This is a genomic window from Mycobacterium sp. NTMscope_MAC_12, assembly GCF_976985675.1.
The window spans coordinates 1,859,703-1,877,577 of the sequence record NZ_CDRJYY010000001.1 but is presented as its reverse complement, the minus strand read 5'-3'; the positions used below and the strand labels follow the sequence as shown (position 1 = coordinate 1,877,577).

Annotated in this window: 19 protein-coding genes and 1 tRNA gene; 9 read left to right on the top strand and 11 right to left on the bottom strand. The window is 70.0% G+C overall.

The features are described from left to right. Positions 1-40: 40 nt before the first annotated feature. Together AC0KS4_RS08705 and AC0KS4_RS08700 are read left to right on the top strand one after the other, a co-directional pair. Entirely contained in the window at positions 41-883 is an 843-nt protein-coding gene (locus AC0KS4_RS08705; protein WP_238958036.1) for a helix-turn-helix domain-containing protein, read from the top strand. Further along, positions 837-1,241 (top strand): VOC family protein, encoded by a 405-nt coding sequence (locus AC0KS4_RS08700; RefSeq protein ID WP_238957849.1) that lies wholly within the window; start codon positions 837-839, stop codon positions 1,239-1,241. Before AC0KS4_RS08705 ends, AC0KS4_RS08700 begins: the two co-directional genes overlap by 47 nt. On the opposite strand, the gene AC0KS4_RS08695 is transcribed toward AC0KS4_RS08700, so the two are convergent. Genes AC0KS4_RS08695 through cobC form a run of 4 tightly spaced genes read right to left on the bottom strand, consistent with a single transcriptional unit; the run spans position 1,230 to position 5,297 of the window. After that, entirely contained in the window at positions 1,230-2,393 is a 1,164-nt protein-coding gene (locus AC0KS4_RS08695) for a bifunctional RNase H/acid phosphatase (RefSeq protein ID WP_225329023.1), read from the bottom strand. The two genes, AC0KS4_RS08700 and AC0KS4_RS08695, sit on opposite strands and share 12 nt — an antisense overlap. Further along, positions 2,390-3,127, bottom strand: coding sequence for a zinc ribbon domain-containing protein (locus tag AC0KS4_RS08690; RefSeq protein ID WP_225329022.1), 738 nt, complete (start codon positions 3,125-3,127; stop codon positions 2,390-2,392). The genes AC0KS4_RS08695 and AC0KS4_RS08690 overlap by 4 nt, the downstream gene beginning before the upstream one ends. Beyond that, positions 3,124-4,272: a Nif3-like dinuclear metal center hexameric protein gene (locus AC0KS4_RS08685; protein ID WP_238957848.1), complete on the bottom strand. Its 1,149-nt coding sequence runs from the start codon at positions 4,270-4,272 to the stop codon at positions 3,124-3,126. The genes AC0KS4_RS08690 and AC0KS4_RS08685 overlap by 4 nt, the downstream gene beginning before the upstream one ends. Further along, positions 4,269-5,297 carry an Rv2231c family pyridoxal phosphate-dependent protein CobC gene (gene cobC / locus AC0KS4_RS08680; RefSeq protein ID WP_238957847.1) on the bottom strand — a complete coding sequence of 343 codons (1,029 nt, stop codon included), beginning with the start codon at positions 5,295-5,297 and terminating at the stop codon, positions 4,269-4,271. Before cobC ends, AC0KS4_RS08685 begins: the two co-directional genes overlap by 4 nt. Before the next feature lie 90 nt (positions 5,298-5,387). Between cobC and AC0KS4_RS08675 the strand changes: the two genes are divergently transcribed. Genes AC0KS4_RS08675 through AC0KS4_RS08665 form a run of 3 tightly spaced genes read left to right on the top strand, consistent with a single transcriptional unit; the run spans position 5,388 to position 7,376 of the window. Next, on the top strand, positions 5,388-6,053 hold the full coding sequence (locus tag AC0KS4_RS08675) for an HAD-IA family hydrolase (RefSeq protein WP_225329019.1): 666 nt from the start codon (positions 5,388-5,390) through the stop codon (positions 6,051-6,053). Next, complete coding sequence (locus AC0KS4_RS08670) at positions 6,046-6,543, top strand: low molecular weight protein-tyrosine-phosphatase (RefSeq protein WP_225329018.1); 498 nt, start codon at positions 6,046-6,048, stop codon at positions 6,541-6,543. The genes AC0KS4_RS08675 and AC0KS4_RS08670 overlap by 8 nt, the downstream gene beginning before the upstream one ends. Beyond that, positions 6,543-7,376, top strand: a complete 834-nt coding sequence (locus AC0KS4_RS08665; protein ID WP_225329017.1) for an SURF1 family cytochrome oxidase biogenesis protein — start codon at positions 6,543-6,545, stop codon at positions 7,374-7,376. The genes AC0KS4_RS08670 and AC0KS4_RS08665 overlap by 1 nt, the downstream gene beginning before the upstream one ends. Here AC0KS4_RS08665 and AC0KS4_RS08660 read toward each other — a convergent pair. After that, positions 7,358-8,305, bottom strand: a complete 948-nt coding sequence (locus AC0KS4_RS08660) for a cobalamin biosynthesis protein (RefSeq protein ID WP_238957846.1) — start codon at positions 8,303-8,305, stop codon at positions 7,358-7,360. The genes AC0KS4_RS08665 and AC0KS4_RS08660 overlap by 19 nt on opposite strands. 139 nt (positions 8,306-8,444) lie before the next feature. Here AC0KS4_RS08660 and AC0KS4_RS08655 point away from each other — a divergent pair, with 139 nt between their 5' ends. Further along, positions 8,445-8,843 carry a VOC family protein gene (locus tag AC0KS4_RS08655; protein ID WP_238957845.1) on the top strand — a complete coding sequence of 133 codons (399 nt, stop codon included), beginning with the start codon at positions 8,445-8,447 and terminating at the stop codon, positions 8,841-8,843. A 106-nt stretch (positions 8,844-8,949) separates the two neighbouring features. Here AC0KS4_RS08655 and AC0KS4_RS08650 read toward each other — a convergent pair whose 3' ends face one another. Next, positions 8,950-10,077 carry an epoxide hydrolase family protein gene (locus AC0KS4_RS08650; protein WP_238957844.1) on the bottom strand — a complete coding sequence of 376 codons (1,128 nt, stop codon included), beginning with the start codon at positions 10,075-10,077 and terminating at the stop codon, positions 8,950-8,952. 57 nt (positions 10,078-10,134) lie between these two features. Then, entirely contained in the window at positions 10,135-10,764 is a 630-nt protein-coding gene (locus AC0KS4_RS08645) for a nitroreductase family protein (protein ID WP_238957843.1), read from the bottom strand. Between the two features lie 134 nt (positions 10,765-10,898). On the opposite strand from AC0KS4_RS08645, the gene AC0KS4_RS08640 reads away from it, so the two are divergent. Then, the gene (locus AC0KS4_RS08640; protein WP_425326389.1) at positions 10,899-11,621 is read left to right on the top strand and encodes an adenosylcobinamide amidohydrolase; all 723 of its coding nucleotides are present in this window, start codon (positions 10,899-10,901) and stop codon (positions 11,619-11,621) included. Positions 11,622-11,682: 61 nt separating this feature from the next. Here AC0KS4_RS08640 and AC0KS4_RS08635 read toward each other — a convergent pair. The 4 genes from AC0KS4_RS08635 to AC0KS4_RS08620 all read right to left on the bottom strand — a co-directional run bounded on the left by AC0KS4_RS08635 (position 11,683) and on the right by AC0KS4_RS08620 (position 13,357). Beyond that, positions 11,683-11,757 (bottom strand) — tRNA-Val (locus AC0KS4_RS08635). Positions 11,758-11,801: 44 nt separating this feature from the next. Then, positions 11,802-12,263, bottom strand: coding sequence for a peroxiredoxin (locus AC0KS4_RS08630; RefSeq protein WP_238957841.1), 462 nt, complete (start codon positions 12,261-12,263; stop codon positions 11,802-11,804). Beyond that, a complete protein-coding gene (locus AC0KS4_RS08625; RefSeq protein ID WP_225329010.1) occupies positions 12,263-12,685 on the bottom strand; it encodes a DUF3052 domain-containing protein in 423 nt (140 codons plus the stop codon). The genes AC0KS4_RS08630 and AC0KS4_RS08625 overlap by 1 nt, the downstream gene beginning before the upstream one ends. Before the next feature lie 84 nt (positions 12,686-12,769). Continuing rightward, the gene (locus AC0KS4_RS08620) at positions 12,770-13,357 is read right to left on the bottom strand and encodes a hypothetical protein (RefSeq protein ID WP_225329035.1); all 588 of its coding nucleotides are present in this window, start codon (positions 13,355-13,357) and stop codon (positions 12,770-12,772) included. Between the two features lie 171 nt (positions 13,358-13,528). Between AC0KS4_RS08620 and aceE the strand changes: the two genes are divergently transcribed. Next, positions 13,529-16,318: a pyruvate dehydrogenase (acetyl-transferring), homodimeric type gene (gene aceE, locus AC0KS4_RS08615; RefSeq protein ID WP_238957840.1), complete on the top strand. Its 2,790-nt coding sequence runs from the start codon at positions 13,529-13,531 to the stop codon at positions 16,316-16,318. Between the two features lie 194 nt (positions 16,319-16,512). Then, entirely contained in the window at positions 16,513-17,835 is a 1,323-nt protein-coding gene (locus AC0KS4_RS08610; RefSeq protein ID WP_238957839.1) for a PucR family transcriptional regulator, read from the top strand. The last annotated feature ends 40 nt before the right edge of the window (positions 17,836-17,875 follow it).

Genomic DNA, 17,875 nt, shown 5'->3' with positions numbered 1-17,875 from the left:
CCGCGTGGCACCGCCGCACAGCGCGCCGGGCGTGACGTCGATGGTCGGATACCGGACCTTCGATGTTCCCGAGACCGTGCACCGCGGCATGCCGTCCTCGATGTTGACGTTCATCGTCAGCCTCGACGACGGGGTGGAAGCCGGCGACACCGCCGACGCACTGGCCGTCGCGCGCCCCAACCCGTTGCTGCTGAGCGGGCTGCACGTGCAGGCCAGCCACGTGCGGCAGCGCCGCGGCCAGGCGGGCGTGCAGCTGGCGGTGCATCCTCTCGCATCACGCGCGCTGTTCGGCGTGCCGAGCGCCGAGCTTCCCGTGACCGACTACGACGCGACCGCCGTGCTGGATCGCGGCGGCCTGGAATTGCATGATCGCGTGACCGAGGCGCACGGCTGGCCGGACGCGTTCGCCGTGGTGGCCCGCTACCTCATCGAGGCGCGGCGGCGCCGCGAGAGCGCGACCGTGCGTCCCGAGGTCGCGTATGCCTGGCACCTGCTGGAGCGCAGCCGGGGCCGGATACCGGTGGCCGCCGTGGCGGAGACGGTCGGCGTGACCACCCGGCACCTGACGACGCTGTTCGGCCAGGAGGTCGGCCGCTCGCCCAAGACGGTGGCGATGCTGATGCGGTTCCAGCACGCGACGGCGCGCATCGCGGCGTCGGCGCGCCGGTACGGACGCGTCGGCCTCGCGGGGATCGCGGCCGCCACCGGGTACAGCGACCAGGCGCACCTGACCCGCGAATTCGCCCGGTTCGTCGGTGTGCCGCCGCGGCGGTGGCTGGCCGACGAGTTCCGAAACATTCAAGACGGCGGCCACTCGTTTCGAGCACAGTGGGACCATGACCGCTTCGAATCCGACCGTCTGGTTGACATTGCAGGCCCATGACGCACCCAAGCTGATCGATTACTACGTCGAGACATTCGGCTTCGTCCTCGCGGCCCGCTACGGCCAGGGCGAGACCGTCGATCACGCGCAACTGAACTGGCCGCACGGCAGCGGAGGGATCATGCTGGGCACCCACAAGCCCGACGCGCAGTGGTGCCGCGAACCGGGCACCGCCGGCGGCTACGTCGTCACCGCCGATCCCGACGCGCTCTACGAACGGGTGCTGCAGCATAAGGCCGAGGTGGTGCGGCCGCTCGCCGAAACCGACTACGGCGCACGCGAATTCACCGTCCGCGATCCCGAAGGCAACCTGTGGTCCTTCGGCGACTACGGCGGCGCGTCGCCCTCAGCCGGCTAGATACGCCGTCTGGTTCACCAACCGCACCGAAGAGGCTCCGTCGGAATAGAATTCGGCGATGCTCAGCGAGGCCAGGTCGAGGTGCAGCCGGTACAAGATGCCTGGCCCGGCGTCCAGCGCCTCCCGCAGCAACATCTTGATCGGCGTCACGTGGGACACCACCAGCACCGTCGTGCCTTGATGTGCGGCGAGGATGCGGTCACGGATGCTCGACACCCGGTCGAGCACCGCGTCGAAGCTCTCGCCGCCCGGCGGGGCGGTGCTGGTGTCGCGCAGCCAACGACGGTGCAGTTCGGGGTCGCGCTCCGCGGCCTCGCCGAACGTCAACCCCTCCCAGGCCCCGAAATCGGTCTCGATCAGGTCGTCGTCGACGGTCACATCAAGTCCCAGGGCCTTGGCGGCCGCCGCCGCGGTGTCGTACGCCCGTTGCAGCGGGGAGGCGAAGACCGCCGAAATCCCGCCGCGCTGGGCCAGATACCGCGCCGCCGCGTCGGCCTGCCACCGCCCCACTTCGGTGAGCGCCGGGTTGCCGCGGCCCGAATAGCGGCGCTGCACCGACAGCTCCGTCTGCCCGTGGCGCAGCAACAGCAGCCGGGTGGGGGTGCCGCGCGCGCCGGTCCAGCCGGGCGCCGCCGGAGCCGGCGCCGGTGCCGCCGTCGGCGCCGGTGCCGCAACGGTTTTCGCCGCGTCGGCGCCGGGGGGCTCGGGTGTGCCGGCCGGCTCGGACTTTGCCGCCGCACCGTTGGCCTCGGCCGCAGCGTCCATCGCCTCGTTGGCCAACCGATCGGCGTGCGAATTGCGCTCCCGCGGAATCCACGAGTAGCTGATCGTGTCGAACCGCGCCGCCAGGCGTCGGGCCTGGGCGTTGAGTTCGATCAGGTCGGGGTGCTTGACCTTCCACCGCCCGGACATCTGTTCCACCAGCAGCTTGGAATCCAGGTACACCGCGGCCTCGGTGGCGCCGAGCTTCAGGGCGTCGTCCAAACCGGCTATCAGGCCACGGTATTCGGCGACGTTGTTGGTTGCCCGGCCGATGGCCTGCTTGTTCTCGGCCAGCACGCTCGCGCGGTCCTCGGTCCACACCACGGCGCCGTACCCGGCCGGCCCGGGGTTGCCACGTGATCCGCCGTCGGCTTCGATGACAACCTTCACTGGTCGAACCCCTTGACCCGCAGCAGGATCGCGCCGCATTCCGGGCAGCGCACCACATCGTCCTCGGCGGCCGCCGAGATGCGGGACAGTTCGCCGCGGTCGATCTCGATCCGGCAGGCCCCGCACCGCTTGCCCAGCAGCTGCCCGGCGCCCGGCCCTCCCCCGGCGCGCTGCCGTTCGTACAGGGCGGACAGGGCGGGGTCCAGTGCGGCGTTCAGCGAGTCGCGTCGCGACGAATGAAGCTCGCGGGCTTCGGCGATTTCGGTGAGCGCGGCGTCGAGGGCCTGCTTCGCGTCGGCGATTTCGGCCTCCAGAGTCTCGACGGCCCGCTGCTCGGCGTCCAGCTGGGACTGCAGCTCCTCGCGACGTTCCATCACCTCCAGCAGGGAATCTTCCAGGCTGGTCTGGCGACGCTGCAAGGTCTCGAGCTCGTGCTGAAGGTCCGCGAGTTGTTTGGCGTCAGTCGCCCCCGACTGCAGCAGCGCCCGGTCACGATCCTCGCGCTGGCGCACCGAATCGATCTCCGATTCGAGACGTTTGACGTGAGCGTCGATGTCTTCCAGGGCAATCCGCACCGCGCCCTGCCGGTCGCCGGCGGCATCGCATTCCTCCTGCAACCGCCGGCACGCCTCTTGCTCCGGCAGATGCGCGGCCCGGTGCGTGATACGGGACAGCTCGGCATCCAGTTTCGACAACTCGAGCAGCGAACGTTGCTGTGCTACTTCGGCTTTCATGACCCTTCTCCCCCGGACTCGTTATCACCGTGCTCGACATTCCAAGGGTCGGTGCGAATCGAGCTCACTCGCACCGGAAGCTCCGCACCGAAACGTGACCGCAGCAGGCCGGCGGCCTGTTCACACCATGGGAATTCACTTGCCCAATGCGCCACATCGATCAGGGCGACATCGGAGGCGCGACGATGCTCGTCGGCCGGGTGGTGCCGCAGATCGGCGGTGACGTAGGCCTGCACCCCGGCGCCGGCCGCGGCGGCCAGCAGCGAATCGCCGGCGCCGCCGCAGACGGCGACCCGCGACACCGGCATCTCGGGATCACCCGCCGCCCGCACCCCCCACGATGTCCGCGGCAGCGCGGAGCGCACGCGGGAGACGAAGTCGCGCAACGGTTCCGGGCGGGCCAGCGTGCCGATGCGGCCCAGCCCGGCGTCGCTGGGCGGCGGGACCATCGCGAAGATGTCGAACGCGGGCTCCTCGTAGGGATGGGCGGCGCGCATGGCCGCCAGCACCGGCCCCCGGGCCCGCGCGGGCGCGACGACCTCGAACCGGTCCTCGGGGACCCGCTCGACGTTGCCGACGCTGCCGACGGCGGGCGCGGCGCCGTCGTGCGGCAGGAACTGCCCGATACCGGTGACGCTCCAGCTGCAATGCGAGTAGTCGCCGATGTGACCGGCCCCTGCCTCAAACACCGCCGCCTGCACCGCTTCTGCGTTCTCCTTGGGCACGTAGATGACCCACTTGTCGAGGCCGGGCGCGCCGGTCGCCGGCTCCAGCGGGGCCTCGACACGGAGCCCGAGGGCGGCGGCCAGCGCATCGGACACACCCGGGCTAGCCGAGTCGGCGTTGGTGTGCGCGGTGAACAGCGAACGCCCGGTCCGGATCAGCCGGTGCACGAGCGCGCCCTTGGGCGTGCTGGCCGCCACGGTGTCCACCCCCCGCAACAGCAGCGGGTGGTGGGCCAGCAGCAGGCTCGCGTCGGGGACTTCGTCGACGACCGCGGGCGTCGCGTCGACCGCGACGGTCACCGACTCCAGCACGTCGCCGGGGTCACCGCACACCAGGCCGACCGAATCCCACGATTCGGCGAGCCGCGGCGGGTAGGCCTCGTCGAGCACCGCGATGACATCGGCCAGCGTCACGCTCACCGGCACACCTCCGAGATCGCCTGCACCAGCAGCGGCCACTCCGGGCGCACCGCGGCCCGCAGGTACCGCTCGTCCAGGCCGACGAACGTATCACAGCGACGGATGGCAATTCCCCTGTCGTGCAGTCGTTTTCGCAATCGAACGGCCTCCTGCGCGCGAAACAGCACGAACGGAGCTTGGCCGTCGACCACGTCGGCGCCCACCGACGCCAGCCCGGCCACCATCTCGGCGCGCAGCTGGCCCAGTCGCGCCGCCCCGGCCGCCGCGTCGGCAACGGCCTGTGGGCCGCAACACGCCGCGATGGCCGTCAGTTGCAGCGTGCCCACCGGCCAGTGCGCCCGCGCAGCGGTCAGGCGCGCCAACACCTCCGGTGACCCCAGCGCGTAGCCCACCCGCAGTCCGGCCAGCGCCCACGTCTTGGTCAGGCTGCGCAGCACCAGCACGTCGGGCAGCGCGTCACCGGCCAGCGACTCCGGCTCGCCTGGGATCGAGTCGGCGAAGGCCTCGTCGACCACCAGGATCCGGCCGGGCCGGCGCAACGCGAGTAGCTCCTCGCGGCGATGCAGCACCGAGGTGGGATTGGTGGGATTGCCCACGACGACCAGGTCGGCGTCCTCGGGGACGGCCGCACCCGCGAGGCCGAAGGGCGGCCGCAGCACCACGTGGTGCACCGGAACCCCGGCGGCGGTCAGCGCCGCCGCCGGCTCGGTGAACGCCGGCGCGACGATCGCCGCCCGCGCCGGGCGCAGGTTGCCCAGCAGGGCGAACCCCTCGGCCGCCCCGGCCAGCGGCAGCACCTCCTCGCGGGCCCGGCCGTGCCGTGCGCCGGCCGCGTCCTGCGCCGCGTGGACGTCGTCGCTGCTCGGGTAGCGCGCCAGGTCGGGCAGCCGCGCGGCCAGCCGTCGCAGCAGCCATTCCGGCGGTTGGCCGTGACGGACGTTGACGGCGAAATCCAGCATCCCGGGCGCGACGGCCTGATCACCGTGATAGCGCGCCGCAGGCGGGCTCAGGTTCAGACTCGCCATCCGTGAAACACTAGTGCGCCGCGCGGGCGAGCCGGACGAACACCGGCAACACCGTCGCACCCGCCCGCGCCCATCGAGGACAATGGTGAGGTGACAGGCACAACGTCCACCGATCGCCAAGCCCCAGGGGCGCAGCTGGTGATCTTCGATCTCGACGGCACGCTGACTGACTCCGCGGAGGGCATCGTGGCCAGCTTCCTGCATGCGCTCAACCACATCGGCGCCCCGGTGCCCCCCGGCGACCTCGTCGCCCAGATCGTGGGCCCGCCGATGGACGACACCTTCCGGTCGATGGAGCTCGGCGACGACGCCGAGGAGGCGATCGCGGCCTTCCGCGCCGAGTACGGCGCCCGGGGGTGGGCGATGAACGCGCTCTTCGACGGCATCGAGGCGCTGCTGGTCGACCTGCGCGCCGCCGGCGTCCGGCTGGCCGTGGCCACCTCGAAGCTGGAACCCACCGCGCGGCGCATCCTCGCCCACTTCGGGCTCGACCAGCATTTCGAAGTCATCGCCGGGGCGAGCCCCGACGGCTCCCGCAAAGCCAAGGTCGAGGTGCTCGCCCATGCGCTTTCGCAGCTGGAGCCGCTGCCCGAACGGGTGCTGATGGTCGGTGACCGCAGCCACGACGTGCACGGCGCGGCCGCGCACGGCATCGACACCGTGGTGGTCGGCTGGGGTTACGGCAAGGCGGACACGTTCAGCGGGGTGACGCACGCCGCGACCATCGACGAGCTGCGGAGGGCCCTGGGTGTCTGAGCGCGAGCCGCTGCACGTCACGTTCGTGTGCACCGGCAACATCTGCCGATCGGTGATGGCCGAGAAGATGTTCGCCGACCAACTGCGCCGCCGGGGTCTGGCGGACGCGGTGCGGGTGAGCAGCGCCGGAACCGGCAACTGGCACGTCGGCGAGTGCGCCGACGAGCGGGCCGCCGGCGTGCTGCGTGCCCACGGCTACCCGACCGAGCACCACGCCGCGCAGGTCGACGCCGAGCACCTGGCGGCCGATCTCGTGGTGGCCCTGGACCGCAACCACGCCCGGATGCTGCGGCACCTGGGCGCCGACGAGGACCGCGTCAAGATGCTGCGGTCTTTCGATCCGCGCACCGGCGCGCACACCCCCGACGTCGATGACCCCTACTACGGCGACGCAAGCGACTTCGAACGCGTCTACGCCGTCATCGAGGCCGCGCTGCCCGGCCTGCATGACTGGGTCGACGAACGCCTCGCGCAGAACGGGTCGGGGTGATGCGCAGGCTGGCGTTCGTGCTGCGCCCCGGCTGGATCGTGCTGGCACTGGTGGTCATCGCGTTCGCCTATCTGTGCTTCACGGTGCTCGCGCCGTGGCAGCTGGGAAAGCACAGCAGGACCTCGCAGGAGAACCACCAGATCGAGCACTCCCTGAACACCGCGCCCGTCCCGGTGAAATCCCTGCTGCCGCAGCAGAACTCGGCGGCCCCCGGGCAGCAGTGGCGTCAGGTCACCGCGACCGGCCATTACCTGCCCAACGTCCAGGTGCTGGCCCGGTTGCGGGTGATCGATTCCAAACCGGCGTTCGAGGTGCTCGCGCCCTTCGTCGTCGACGGCGGACCCACGGTGCTGGTCGACCGCGGTTACGTGCGCCCGTTGGAGGGATCTCGTGTTCCGCCCATCCCCCGCCCGCCGGCCGAGACGGTGACCATCACGGCGCGGCTGCGCAACTCAGAGCCCGCCGCCGCGGGCAAGGATCCGTTCGTGGGAGGCGGTGTGCAGCAGGTGTATTCGATCGACACCAGTCAGGTCGCGGTGCTGACCAAGGTCCCGCTGGCCGGGCCCTATCTGCAGTTGGTCGACGGTCAGCCCGGTGGGCTCGGGGTGGTCGGTGTGCCGCAGCTGGATGCCGGCCCGTTCCTGTCCTACGGCATCCAGTGGATCGCGTTCGGGATCCTCGCCCCGATCGGGCTGGGCTACTTCGCGTATTCCGAGATCCGGGCCCGCCGCCAGGAAAAGCAGCAGGGCCCCTCATCGGAGGCGGAGCCGGCGGAACAGGCGCCGCGGACGGTGGAGGACAAACTCGCCGACCGTTACGGCCGCCGCCGGTAACCGGCCAGCACCCCGGCCACGAGCGTGGCGCCCGCTTGCACCAGCGACGACAGCGTGACCGCCCGTCGCAGGTCGGCCACCGTGGGCTCCCGGCCGTCGCCGAGCGTGGGCCGGATCTGCAGCTCGTGGCGGTATTGGGTGGGCCCGCCCAGGCGCACACCCAGCGCCCCCGCGAACGCCGCCTCGACGACACCGGCGTTGGGGCTGGGATGGCGGCCGGCGTCGCGCCGCCACGCCCGCGCCGCGCCCGACGGTGAGCCGCCGACCAGCGGCGCCAACGCCACCGCCAGCGACGCGGTCACCCGCGCGGCCAGGTAGTTGGCGACGTCGTCCAATCTGGCTGCGGCCCAGCCGAATCGGAGGTAGCGCGGCGAGCGGTAGCCGACCATGGAGTCCAGGGTGTTGATGCCGCGGTACGCCAGCACCGCGGGCACGCCGCCGGCGGCCGCGTAGAGCAGCGGCGCCACCTGGGCGTCGGAGGTGTTCTCGGCGACCGATTCCAGCGACGCCCGGGTCAGGCCCGCACCGTCCAGCGACGCGGGGTCGCGCCCGCACAGCGACGGCAGCAGCGCGCGGGCGCCCTCGATGTCGCCGCGCTCCAGCAGCTCCGACATGGCCAGCCCGGTGCGCGCCAACGACGTTCCCCCTAGGCAGGCCCAGGTGGCCGCGGCGGTCATCGCGATCGAGCACGGCCGGCCGCCGCGCCCCGCGGCCCGTTGCGCCGCCGCGCCGAGCAGGCCCAGCGACCCGATCAGCACGCCCACGTGGACGGCGCCGGCGCTCCTGCTCTCGCGGTAGGTCAGGTTCTCCCACGCGGCGGCGGCCCGGCCGAACGCGGCGACGGGGTGGCCCCGGCGCGGGTCGCCCAGCGCGCGGTCGGCCAGGTAGCCGACCAGCACGCCGGCCAGGCGGGTGCGCGTCGCAAACACCTCGGCAGCGTCTCACACCGGAATTCACGAGCCCCATGAGGCATCGGCGAGAAAGCGAGGGTCGTGTCGCTTTGCCTGTGGGACAGGCGATCCCGGGAACGCCGGAGCCGCCGGCCCGTCGAGGGCTAGAGTCGACACCATGGCTTTCCCAGCGCTCAACCACGTCGCGGTCACGGTGCGTGATATCGAGGTCAGCGGCCCGTGGTACCGCAACCTGTTCGGCGCCGACCCGGTTCTCGACGAGCACACCGACGCCGGCTTCCGGCATCTGGTGTGGATGCTTGGCGGCGGCACGGTCTTCGGCATTCATCAGCACGACCGCGCGGCCCCCGACGAGGAATTCGACGAGCTGCGGGTGGGCCTGGACCACGTCGGCTTCGGCTGCGCCGGCCGCGCCGAGCTGGAGAGCTGGGTCACCCGGCTGGGCGAACTGGGCGTCGGCCACGGCGGCATCGTGGATGCGCCCTACGGCTCGGGGCTGAGTTTCCGCGACCCCGACGGCATCGCGCTGGAGTTCTTCGCCCCGTCCGGGACCTAAGCCCCGCCGACCCTAAGCCCCGCCGGACCTAAGCCCGCCCGAGTGTGCATTTCACGACGCGCTCTCGGCGTGTCGCGTCGTGAAATGCACACTCGCGAAAGGCAAGTCAGCGCACCGTCGCGAAGAACGCGCGGAGATCCTCGACGAACAGGTCCGGTTCCTCGAACGCGGCGAAATGCCCGCCGCGCGGCATGACGGTCCAGTGGGTGATGTTGTAGACCGGCTCGCACCAGCTGCGCGGCGCCTTGAGCAGTTCGCCGGGGAAAGCCGCGACGCCCGTGGGCAATTCGACGCGATCGCCCCTACCCCAGACCGCGAAGCTCTCCCAGTACAGGCGGGCCGAGGACGCGGCCGTGTTGGTCACCCAGTAGACCATCACGTTGTCGAGCAGCTCGTCGCGGCTCACCGCGTTCTCGGGATGTCCGTCGCAATCCGCCCAGTCCCAGAACTTTTCGACGATCCACGCCAGCTGGCCCACCGGCGAATCGGCCAGCCCGTAGCCCAGCGTTTGCGGCCGGGTCGACTGCTGCTTGGAATACCCGGTGCCCCATTTGCGGTGATTGGCCAACCCGGCCATCGCTCGTTGCTCTTCCTCGGTCGGATTCGACAGCGCTTCCTTGGTGGGTCTACCGACCGGCATGTTCAGGTGAATGGCCGCGCAGTGGCCCCGATTGCGGCCGATCTGGGTGGTGACCGCGGCGCCCCAGTCGCCGCCCTGGGCACCGTAGCGGTCGTAGCCGAGGCGCAGCATCAGCGTTTCCCACGCCTCGGCGATCTTCTCCACGCCCCACCCCGCGCCGGTGGGTTTTCCGGAGAACCCGTAGCCCGGCAGCGACGGACAGACGACGTGGAAGGCGTCCTCGGCGCGTCCCGATGCGGGGTTGGTCAGCGGCTCGATCACCTTGTGAAACTCCACGATCGAGCCCGGCCAGCCGTGGGTGATCACCAACGGGAAGGCGTCGGAGTGCGGCGAGCGCTGGTGGATGAAATGGATGTCGAGCCCGTCGATCTCGGTGATGAACTGGTCGAAGCGATTGAGCCCCGCCTCCCGCGCCCGCCAGTCGTAGTCGTTGGCCCAATAGTCGGCCAGCTCGCGGGTGTAGGCCAGCGGCATGCCCTGGCTCCAGTCGTCGACGCATTCGGCCTCGGGCCAACGGGTTCGGGCCAGCCGCGCGCGCAGATCGTCGAGAACCTCGTCGGAAACATCGATGCGGAACGGTTTCACGCGTTTCATAGTGCCGCCTTGCCCGCCAGGCCGTTCAGGGGCCTCGCCCGAACACACCAGCGACGGCTACAGAAACGCCCGGTTGCCGTACCGGTCCAGCGAAACGAGTTCTCCGACCGGCCGACGCGTGGTGGGACCGTACTTGCCGATCGGCCAGCCCAAGGGAATCACCGCGCACGGAATCACATTGCGCGGCAAACCCAAGGCGCGCCTTGCCAATAGCGTGCTCCACAGCGGCATGGTGATCAACGCCGCACCCAACCCGGCGGCGCGTGCCGCCAGCAACAGGTTCTGAATCGCGGGATAGATGGATCCGTAGGCGCTGCTCGCACCTATTGGGGGCCAGGGCGCAACGACACCCTTCAGGCATGCCACCACGACCACGGGGATGTCTTCGAAGTGGTCCGCCTGCCATCGCACAGCTTTCAATACCCGCAGCATCTTGTCGTCCCCGCGGCGCTGCAGGGTTCGCCGGTAGATGGGACCGAAGGCCTTCATGGCGGTGCGATTCAAGCGACCGAGCTTCGCGACTACCTCACGGTCCTTGACGACGATGAACTCCCAGTTCTGCGCGTTGGAACCGGTCGGCGCCTTCATCGCCAGTTCGAGCAGATGCAGCACGAGCGAGTCGTCGACGGGATCGGACTTGAGGCGACGGATCGCGCGCTGGGTCCGCATTGCCTCTTCAAGAGGCATGTTCAGGGGTCCTTGTTGGGTCATGACGATGATTCAACACGGCCGGGCCACTGACGGTCGCCCGCGCGCCCCGGTGCGCCGGGCGCGCACCGGCACGCGAGGATGTGAGCATGGATCCCAGGCTGACGGCGCGGGTGGAGCACTCTCGGCCGATCCCGTTGCTCGTCTGGGAATTCGGCGAGCCCCGGCTGTGCATCTCGTCGGGCCCGCTCGGCGGCGGCGTCGGCGCCCGCGACTGGTTGGTCAACGCGACGGTCCCCCTGGATTACGACCGGACGGACCCGGACCGCCACCTGACCGAGATCGGCGCCGCGGTCGGGCTTGTCGGCACCGGCTGCGGGCTGCTCACCGCGGTCGACGTGACCCGCCACCACCGCGCCGCCGACGGCGGCGTGCACGCCACCGCGACCGTCGGGCTCTCCAGCCCGGCCTGGGCGGCCGCCCCCGACCGGCACTTCCGCCGGGAGGTGCCGGCCGGCCTGCGCACGACGGCGTTCACCGACTACGAGATCGTCGAGTACCGGCCGCTCACCGACGGCGACGGCTACCGGGTGGGGACCATCAACATCGTGGTCGCGGTGCCGGTCCGGCTGTCCGGGGCGGCCCTGGTCAACGCGGTGGCCACCGCCACGGAGGCCAAGACGCAGGCGTTGCACGAGGCCGGGGTGCGCGCCACCGGAACGGCGTCGGACGCGGTCGTCGTGCACTGCCCGACGGACGGGGCCGAGGAGACCTACGGCGGGCCGCGCTCGGTGTTCGGCGCCCGGATCGCCCGAGCGGTGCACGCCGCGGTGCTCGCCGGCGCCCGGTCCTGGATATCGGGGCCCGAACACCCCGAGGGCCGCTCGCGAGCGTAACGACACGGCGAAATCCGGGGCCAAAAATCGCAGCCAGGTTACACTCGCGAGCCGCCAAAATTGGTGGGCGCGGACGGTATCGAACCGCCGACCGCTGGTGTGTAAAACCAGAGCTCTACCACTGAGCTACGCGCCCGTTGCTGCGGGCAGGCTACCCGCCCGCCGGCCAAGTCCCCAAAATCAGGCCCTCAAGGCCGCCAAGGCGTCGGTCCACAGCCGCTGATCGCGTGACTCGCCGGGCTGCTTCATCTCGGCGAATCGAATGATCCCGGAGCGGTCGATGACGAACGTCCCGCGATTGGAGTAGCCGGCGTCGTCGTTGAACACGCCGTAGCTCTGGCTGACCGCGCCGTGCGGCCAGAAATCCGACAGCACCGGGAAGGTGAAGCCGCTGTCCAGCGACCAGACCCGGTGCGTGGGCGGCGGACCCACCGAGATCGCCAGCGTCGCGCTGTCGTCGTTCTCGAAGTCGGGCAGGTGATCCCGCAGCTGGTCCAGCTCGCCCTGGCAGATCCCGGTGAACGCCAGCGGGAAGAACACCAGCAGAACGTTCTTGGCGCCGCGGTAGGAGCTCAGCGTGAAGCGCTGTTGGTTCTGGTCGCGCAGAGTGAAGTCCGGGGCGGCGGTGCCGACCGGCAACATCAACGCTTCCCGGCCCGGGACTTGGGCTGCACCAACCGGCTGGCGGCCCAATCGCCCAGGTTGACCGACGAGGTCGGCATCAGACCGGCGGTGGGGGCCGCCTCGGCGATCTCGGCCGGCAGCACGTGCCCGGGCTTTCCCGTCTTGGGGGTCAGCACCCAGATCACGCCGTCCTCGGCGAGCGGGCCGATCGCGTCCATCAGCGTGTCCACCAGGTCGCCGTCGCCGTCGCGCCACCACAGCAGCACGACGTCGACTACCTCGTCGGTGTCCTCGTCGAGCAGTTCGCTGCCGCAAGCCTCCTCGACCGCCGCGCGGATCTCATCGTCGGTGTCTTCGTCCCAGCCCCACTCCTGGACAACTTGGTCCCGTTGGATGCCCAGTTTGCGAGCGTAGCTCGGGGCGTCATCCGCCGCGACCACCGTGGAGCCTCCTTCAATTCCCTCGCGATGTGCGATTCGGGATTATCGTCGCACAGCGCGAACCCGGTTCACACTGCCACCTCATTACGTTGCCAAGCAGAGTTTGATCGCCTTCTTTTTCGTGTCGTTGAGCTGATCGACGCGTTTGTTGAATTCCGACGTCCCCGCGTGTGTGCCAATGGCGTTGGCCACCGAGTGCGCGGCGTCGATGTAGGCGTTGAACGCGTCCTTGATCTGCTGCGACATCGCGTCACTGAAGCTGTTGGCCACCGTGGTGGCGCTGTCGTTGAGGGCGTCGATCGCCGGGCCCTCGGTGGGGCCGGTGCCGCGGCCCGAATTGAACGCCTGCACGAATTCGTTGGTCTTGTCGATCGCGTTCTTGCTGGTGGTGATCAGCGAGGCGCAGGCGGTGCGCACCGCCTTGGTGGTCAGCGACTGCTGGCGCTGGGACTCCCGGACGCTCGACGTGGCCGACGAGGCCGACACCGACGCGGACACCGACTGGCGGTAGGCCGGGGCCACTTTGGTGTCCGGGGTCGCCGTTCCGTTGGTGACGGAGGTGCATCCCACGATGCCCATCAGCGCGGCGGCGACACAGCCAAGGGCCAAAGCGCCACGCCGGGGGAAAGCCCCCACCTGCCTCGGGGGGACGGCACGCCACCGGATGAGCACGGGCCTGACGTTACCGGGTGGCTTGTACACCCGCCCCATACACGCCGAGTTGGTGTGCCCGATCGGGTATTCGATGGCGGCTGCCCGCCCGAAACACCGGTGCGGCACGATGGTGGAGAGGGTGCGACCCGCCCTCACGTCACACATCCCGCCAATTACAGGAGTAGTGGGTTGACAACCGAATTCGTGCGCCACGACCTGGCCACAAGTCCCAACAACGCCACCGAACCCGACCGCGTCCGGGTGATCCGCGAGGGGGTGGCTTCCTACCTCCCCGACATCGATCCCGAAGAGACCTCGGAGTGGTTGGAGTCCTTCGATGAACTGCTGGAGCGCTCCGGCCCGTCGCGGGCGCGCTACCTGATGTTGCGGCTGCTGGAACGGGCGGGCGAGCAGCGCGTTGCCATTCCGTCGCTGACGTCCACCGACTACGTCAACACCATCCCGACCGAACTGGAGCCGTGGTTCCCCGGCGACGAGGACGTCGAACGGCGCTACCGGGCGTGGATCCGCTGGAACGCCGCCATCATGGTGCACCGCGCCCAGCGCCCGGGAGTCGGTGTGGGAGGCCACATTTCGACCTACGCGTCGTCCGCGGCGCTCTACGAGGTCGGCTTCAACCACTTCTTCCGCGGCAAGTCTCATCCCGGCGGTGGGGACCAGGTGTTCATCCAGGGCCACGCGTCCCCGGGGATCTACGCGCGGGCGTTCCTGGAGGGGCGGCTGACGACCGACCAACTCGACGGCTTCCGCCAGGAGCACAGCCACCCCGGCGGCGGCCTGCCGTCCTACCCCCACCCGCGGCTGATGCCCGACTTCTGGGAATTCCCCACGGTGTCGATGGGTCTGGGCCCGATGAACGCGATCTATCAGGCCCGGTTCAACCACTACCTGCACGACCGCGGCATCAAGGACACCTCCGACCAGCACGTGTGGTGCTTCTTGGGCGACGGCGAGATGGACGAGCCGGAAAGCCGCGGCCTGCTGCACGTCGGCGCGCTCGAGGGCCTGGACAACCTGACGTTCGTGATCAACTGCAACCTGCAGCGCCTCGACGGCCCGGTGCGCGGCAACGGCAAGATCATTCAGGAACTCGAGTCGTTCTTCCGCGGCGCCGGCTGGAACGTCATCAAGGTGGTCTGGGGACGCGAGTGGGATGCCCTGCTGCACGCCGACCGCGACGGCGCGCTGGTGAACCTGATGAACACCACGCCCGACGGCGACTACCAAACCTACAAGGCCAACGACGGCGCCTACGTGCGCGACCACTTCTTCGGGCGCGACCCGCGCACCAAGGCGCTCGTCGCGAACATGAGCGACTCCGAGATTTGGAATCTCAAGCGCGGCGGCCACGACTACCGCAAGGTCTACGCCGCCTACCGGGCCGCCGTCGACCACAAGGGGCAGCCCACGGTGATCTTGGCCAAGACCATCAAGGGCTACTCGCTGGGCGCGCACTTCCAGGGCCGCAACGCCACGCATCAGATGAAAAAGCTTGCGCTGCAAGACCTCAAGGACTTCCGCGACGCCATGCGGATACCGATCAACGACGCTCAGCTGGAAGAGGATCCGTACCTGCCGCCCTACTTCCACCCCGGCTCCGACGCCCCGGAGATCCGCTACATGATCGACCGCCGGCGCACGCTCGGCGGCTACGTTCCCGAGCGCCCGACGAAGGCCAAGGCGTTGCGGCTTCCCAGCCGCGACATCTACGCCGCGCTGAAGAAGGGATCGGGAACCCAGGAGGTCGCCACCACCATGGCGACGGTGCGCACCTTCAAGGAAGTGTTGCGGGACAAGGAGGTTGGGCCGCGGATCGTCCCGATCATTCCCGACGAGGCCCGCACCTTCGGCATGGACTCGTGGTTCCCGTCGCTGAAGATCTACAACCGCAACGGCCAGCTGTACACCGCCGTGGACGCCGATCTGATGTTGGCCTACAAGGAAAGCGAAGTCGGCCACATCCTGCACGAGGGCATCAACGAGGCGGGGTCGGTGGGGTCGTTCATCGCGGCCGGCACGTCGTATGCGACGCACAACGAGCCGATGATCCCGATCTACATCTTCTATTCGATGTTCGGGTTCCAGCGCACCGGTGACGGCCTGTGGGCGGCCGCCGACCAGATGACGCGCGGCTTTTTGTTGGGCGCCACCGCGGGACGCACCACGCTGACCGGCGAGGGGCTGCAGCACGCCGACGGGCATTCGCTGCTGCTGGCGAGCACCAATCCGGCGGTGGTCGCCTACGATCCGGCGTTCGCCTACGAGATCGCCTACATCGTGGAAAGCGGGCTGGCCCGGATGTTCGGGCAGGACCCCGAGAACGTGTTCTTCTACATCACCATCTACAACGAGCCGTACGTGCAGCCGCCCGAGCCGGAAAACTTCGATCCCGAGGGCGTGCTGCGGGGCCTGTACCGCTACCACGCCGCCACCGAGCAGCGCGCCAACAAGGCACAGATCCTGGCGTCGGGGGTGTCGATGCCGGCGGCCCTGGACGCCGCGAAGATGCTGGCCGCCGAATGGGACGTCGCCGCCGACGTGTGGTCGGTGACCAGTTGGGGCGAGTTGAACCGCGACGGCGTCGCGATGGACAGGGCGAGGCTGCGCCACCCGGACCGGCCGGCCGGCGTCCCGTACGTCACCCAGGCCCTGTCGAACGCCGTCGGCCCGGTGGTCGCTGTCTCGGATTGGATGCGTGCGGTTCCCGAGCAGATCCGGCCGTGGGTGCCGGGCACCTACGTCACCCTGGGCACCGACGGGTTCGGCTTCTCCGACACCCGGCCCGCGGCGCGGCGCTACTTCAACACCGACGCCGAGTCGCAGGTGGTGGCCGTGCTCGAGGCGCTGGCGCGCGACGGCGAGATCGACCCCTCGGTGCCGGTCGCCGCCGCCCGCCAGTATCGGATCGACGACGTCCAGGCCGCCCCGGAGCAGACGTCCGACCCGGGCGTGGCCTAAGGGCGGCGGTCGCCCGCCGGGCCGTTCCCCGGGCCATTCACCCCTTGGGCCCCCTTACCGAGCGTGACGCCAGCGTCACGTTGGGCGTCGAGCGTGACACCAGCGTCACGCTCGGCGCCCGAGGGGACCCACCCCGCAGGCGCCACGCGCCGCCTTTGGCGGAAACTTCCAGAAAAGTCGCGTAGGTTTTAGGGGTGAGTGACAACCCCTTCGCCGGTCCGTTCGCCAAGCACCCCCGGTCGCCGCTGGAAAACCTGGACGCGGTGCCCGAATCGGTGCTGCGGAGGCTCAAGCAGTACTCCGGGCGGCTGGCCACCGAGGCGGTCGCCGCCATGCAGGATCGGTTGCCGTTCTTCGCCGACCTGGAGGCGTCCCAGCGGGCCAGCGTGGCGCTGGTGGTGCAGACGGCCGTCGTCAACTTCGTCGAGTGGATGCAAGATCCGCACAGCAACGTCAGCTACACCGCGCAGGCCTTCGAGCTGGTGCCCCAGGAGCTGCAGCGCCGCATCGCGTTGCGCCACAGCGTCGACATGGTCCGCGTCACCATGGACATCTTCGAGGAGGTGGTCCCGCTGCTGGCCCGCTCCGAGGAGCAGCTGACCGCGCTGACCGTGGGCATCCTGAAGTACACCCGCGACCTGGCGTTCACCGCGGCCGGCGCGTACGCCGACGCGGCCGAGGCGCGCGGCACCTGGGACAGCCGGATGGAGGCCAGCGTGGTCGACGCGGTGGTCCGCGGCGACACCGGCCCGGAGCTGCTGTCCCGGGCGGCGGCGCTGAACTGGGACACCACGGCGCCGGCGACGGTGGTGGTCGGAACCCCGGCCCCCGGACGCGACGGGTCGACCGGCCCGGGCGACAGTGAGCGCGCGAGTCAGCGCGTCCGCGACATCGCCGCGCAACACGGCCGCGCGGCCCTCACCGACGTGCACGGCACCTGGCTGGTCGCCATCGTGTCCGGGCAATTGTCGCCAACCGACAAGTTTCTCGGCGATCTGCTGGTCGCGTTCGCCGACGGCCCCGTGGTGGTCGGGCCGACGGCGCCGATGCTGACGGCGGCCTATCACAGCGCCAGCGAGGCCATCTCCGGGATGAACGCCGTCGGCGGTTGGCGCGGGGCGCCGCGCCCCGTGCCGGCCCGTGAGCTCCTGCCGGAGCGGGCCTTGATGGGCGACGCGTCGGCGATCGTGGCGCTGCACACTGACGTGATGGGGCCGTTGGCCGACGCCGGTCCGACGCTGATCGAGACTCTTGACGCTTACTTAGATTGTGGCGGCGCGATTGAAGCTTGTGCCAGAAAGTTGTTCGTTCATCCAAACACGGTGCGCTACCGTCTCAAGCGGATCACCGACTTCACCGGCCGTGATCCCATGCAGCCGCGTGATGCATATGTGCTGCGAGTGGCGGCGACGGTGGGCCAACTCAACTATCCGACGAATCCCCCCAGCGCCGCCAACAACGCCATGCCCGCGGTTCCGCTGCCGCTCAAAGGGGCTGTCGCCGGTCAAACCGGGTGATAGTGACCCAGGCGACAGGTCGCGGGACGATATCAAACCC

What these genes read in the sequence shown, in the direction of transcription:
- AC0KS4_RS08650 (WP_238957844.1), bottom strand. Translation starts at nt 10,077, where the DNA reads ATGAAACGCGTGAAACCGTTCCGCATCGATGTTTCCGACGAGGTTCTC.
- AC0KS4_RS08655 (WP_238957845.1), top strand. Translation starts at nt 8,445, where the DNA reads ATGGCTTTCCCAGCGCTCAACCACGTCGCGGTCACGGTGCGTGATATC.
- AC0KS4_RS08700 (WP_238957849.1), top strand. Translation starts at nt 837, where the DNA reads ATGACCGCTTCGAATCCGACCGTCTGGTTGACATTGCAGGCCCATGAC.
- AC0KS4_RS08645 (WP_238957843.1), bottom strand. Translation starts at nt 10,764, where the DNA reads ATGCCTCTTGAAGAGGCAATGCGGACCCAGCGCGCGATCCGTCGCCTC.
- AC0KS4_RS08705 (WP_238958036.1), top strand. Translation starts at nt 41, where the DNA reads ATGGTCGGATACCGGACCTTCGATGTTCCCGAGACCGTGCACCGCGGC.
- cobC (WP_238957847.1), bottom strand. Translation starts at nt 5,297, where the DNA reads ATGGCGAGTCTGAACCTGAGCCCGCCTGCGGCGCGCTATCACGGTGAT.
- AC0KS4_RS08690 (WP_225329022.1), bottom strand. Translation starts at nt 3,127, where the DNA reads ATGAAAGCCGAAGTAGCACAGCAACGTTCGCTGCTCGAGTTGTCGAAA.
- AC0KS4_RS08630 (WP_238957841.1), bottom strand. Translation starts at nt 12,263, where the DNA reads ATGTTGCCGGTCGGCACCGCCGCCCCGGACTTCACTCTGCGCGACCAG.
- AC0KS4_RS08665 (WP_225329017.1), top strand. Translation starts at nt 6,543, where the DNA reads ATGCGCAGGCTGGCGTTCGTGCTGCGCCCCGGCTGGATCGTGCTGGCA.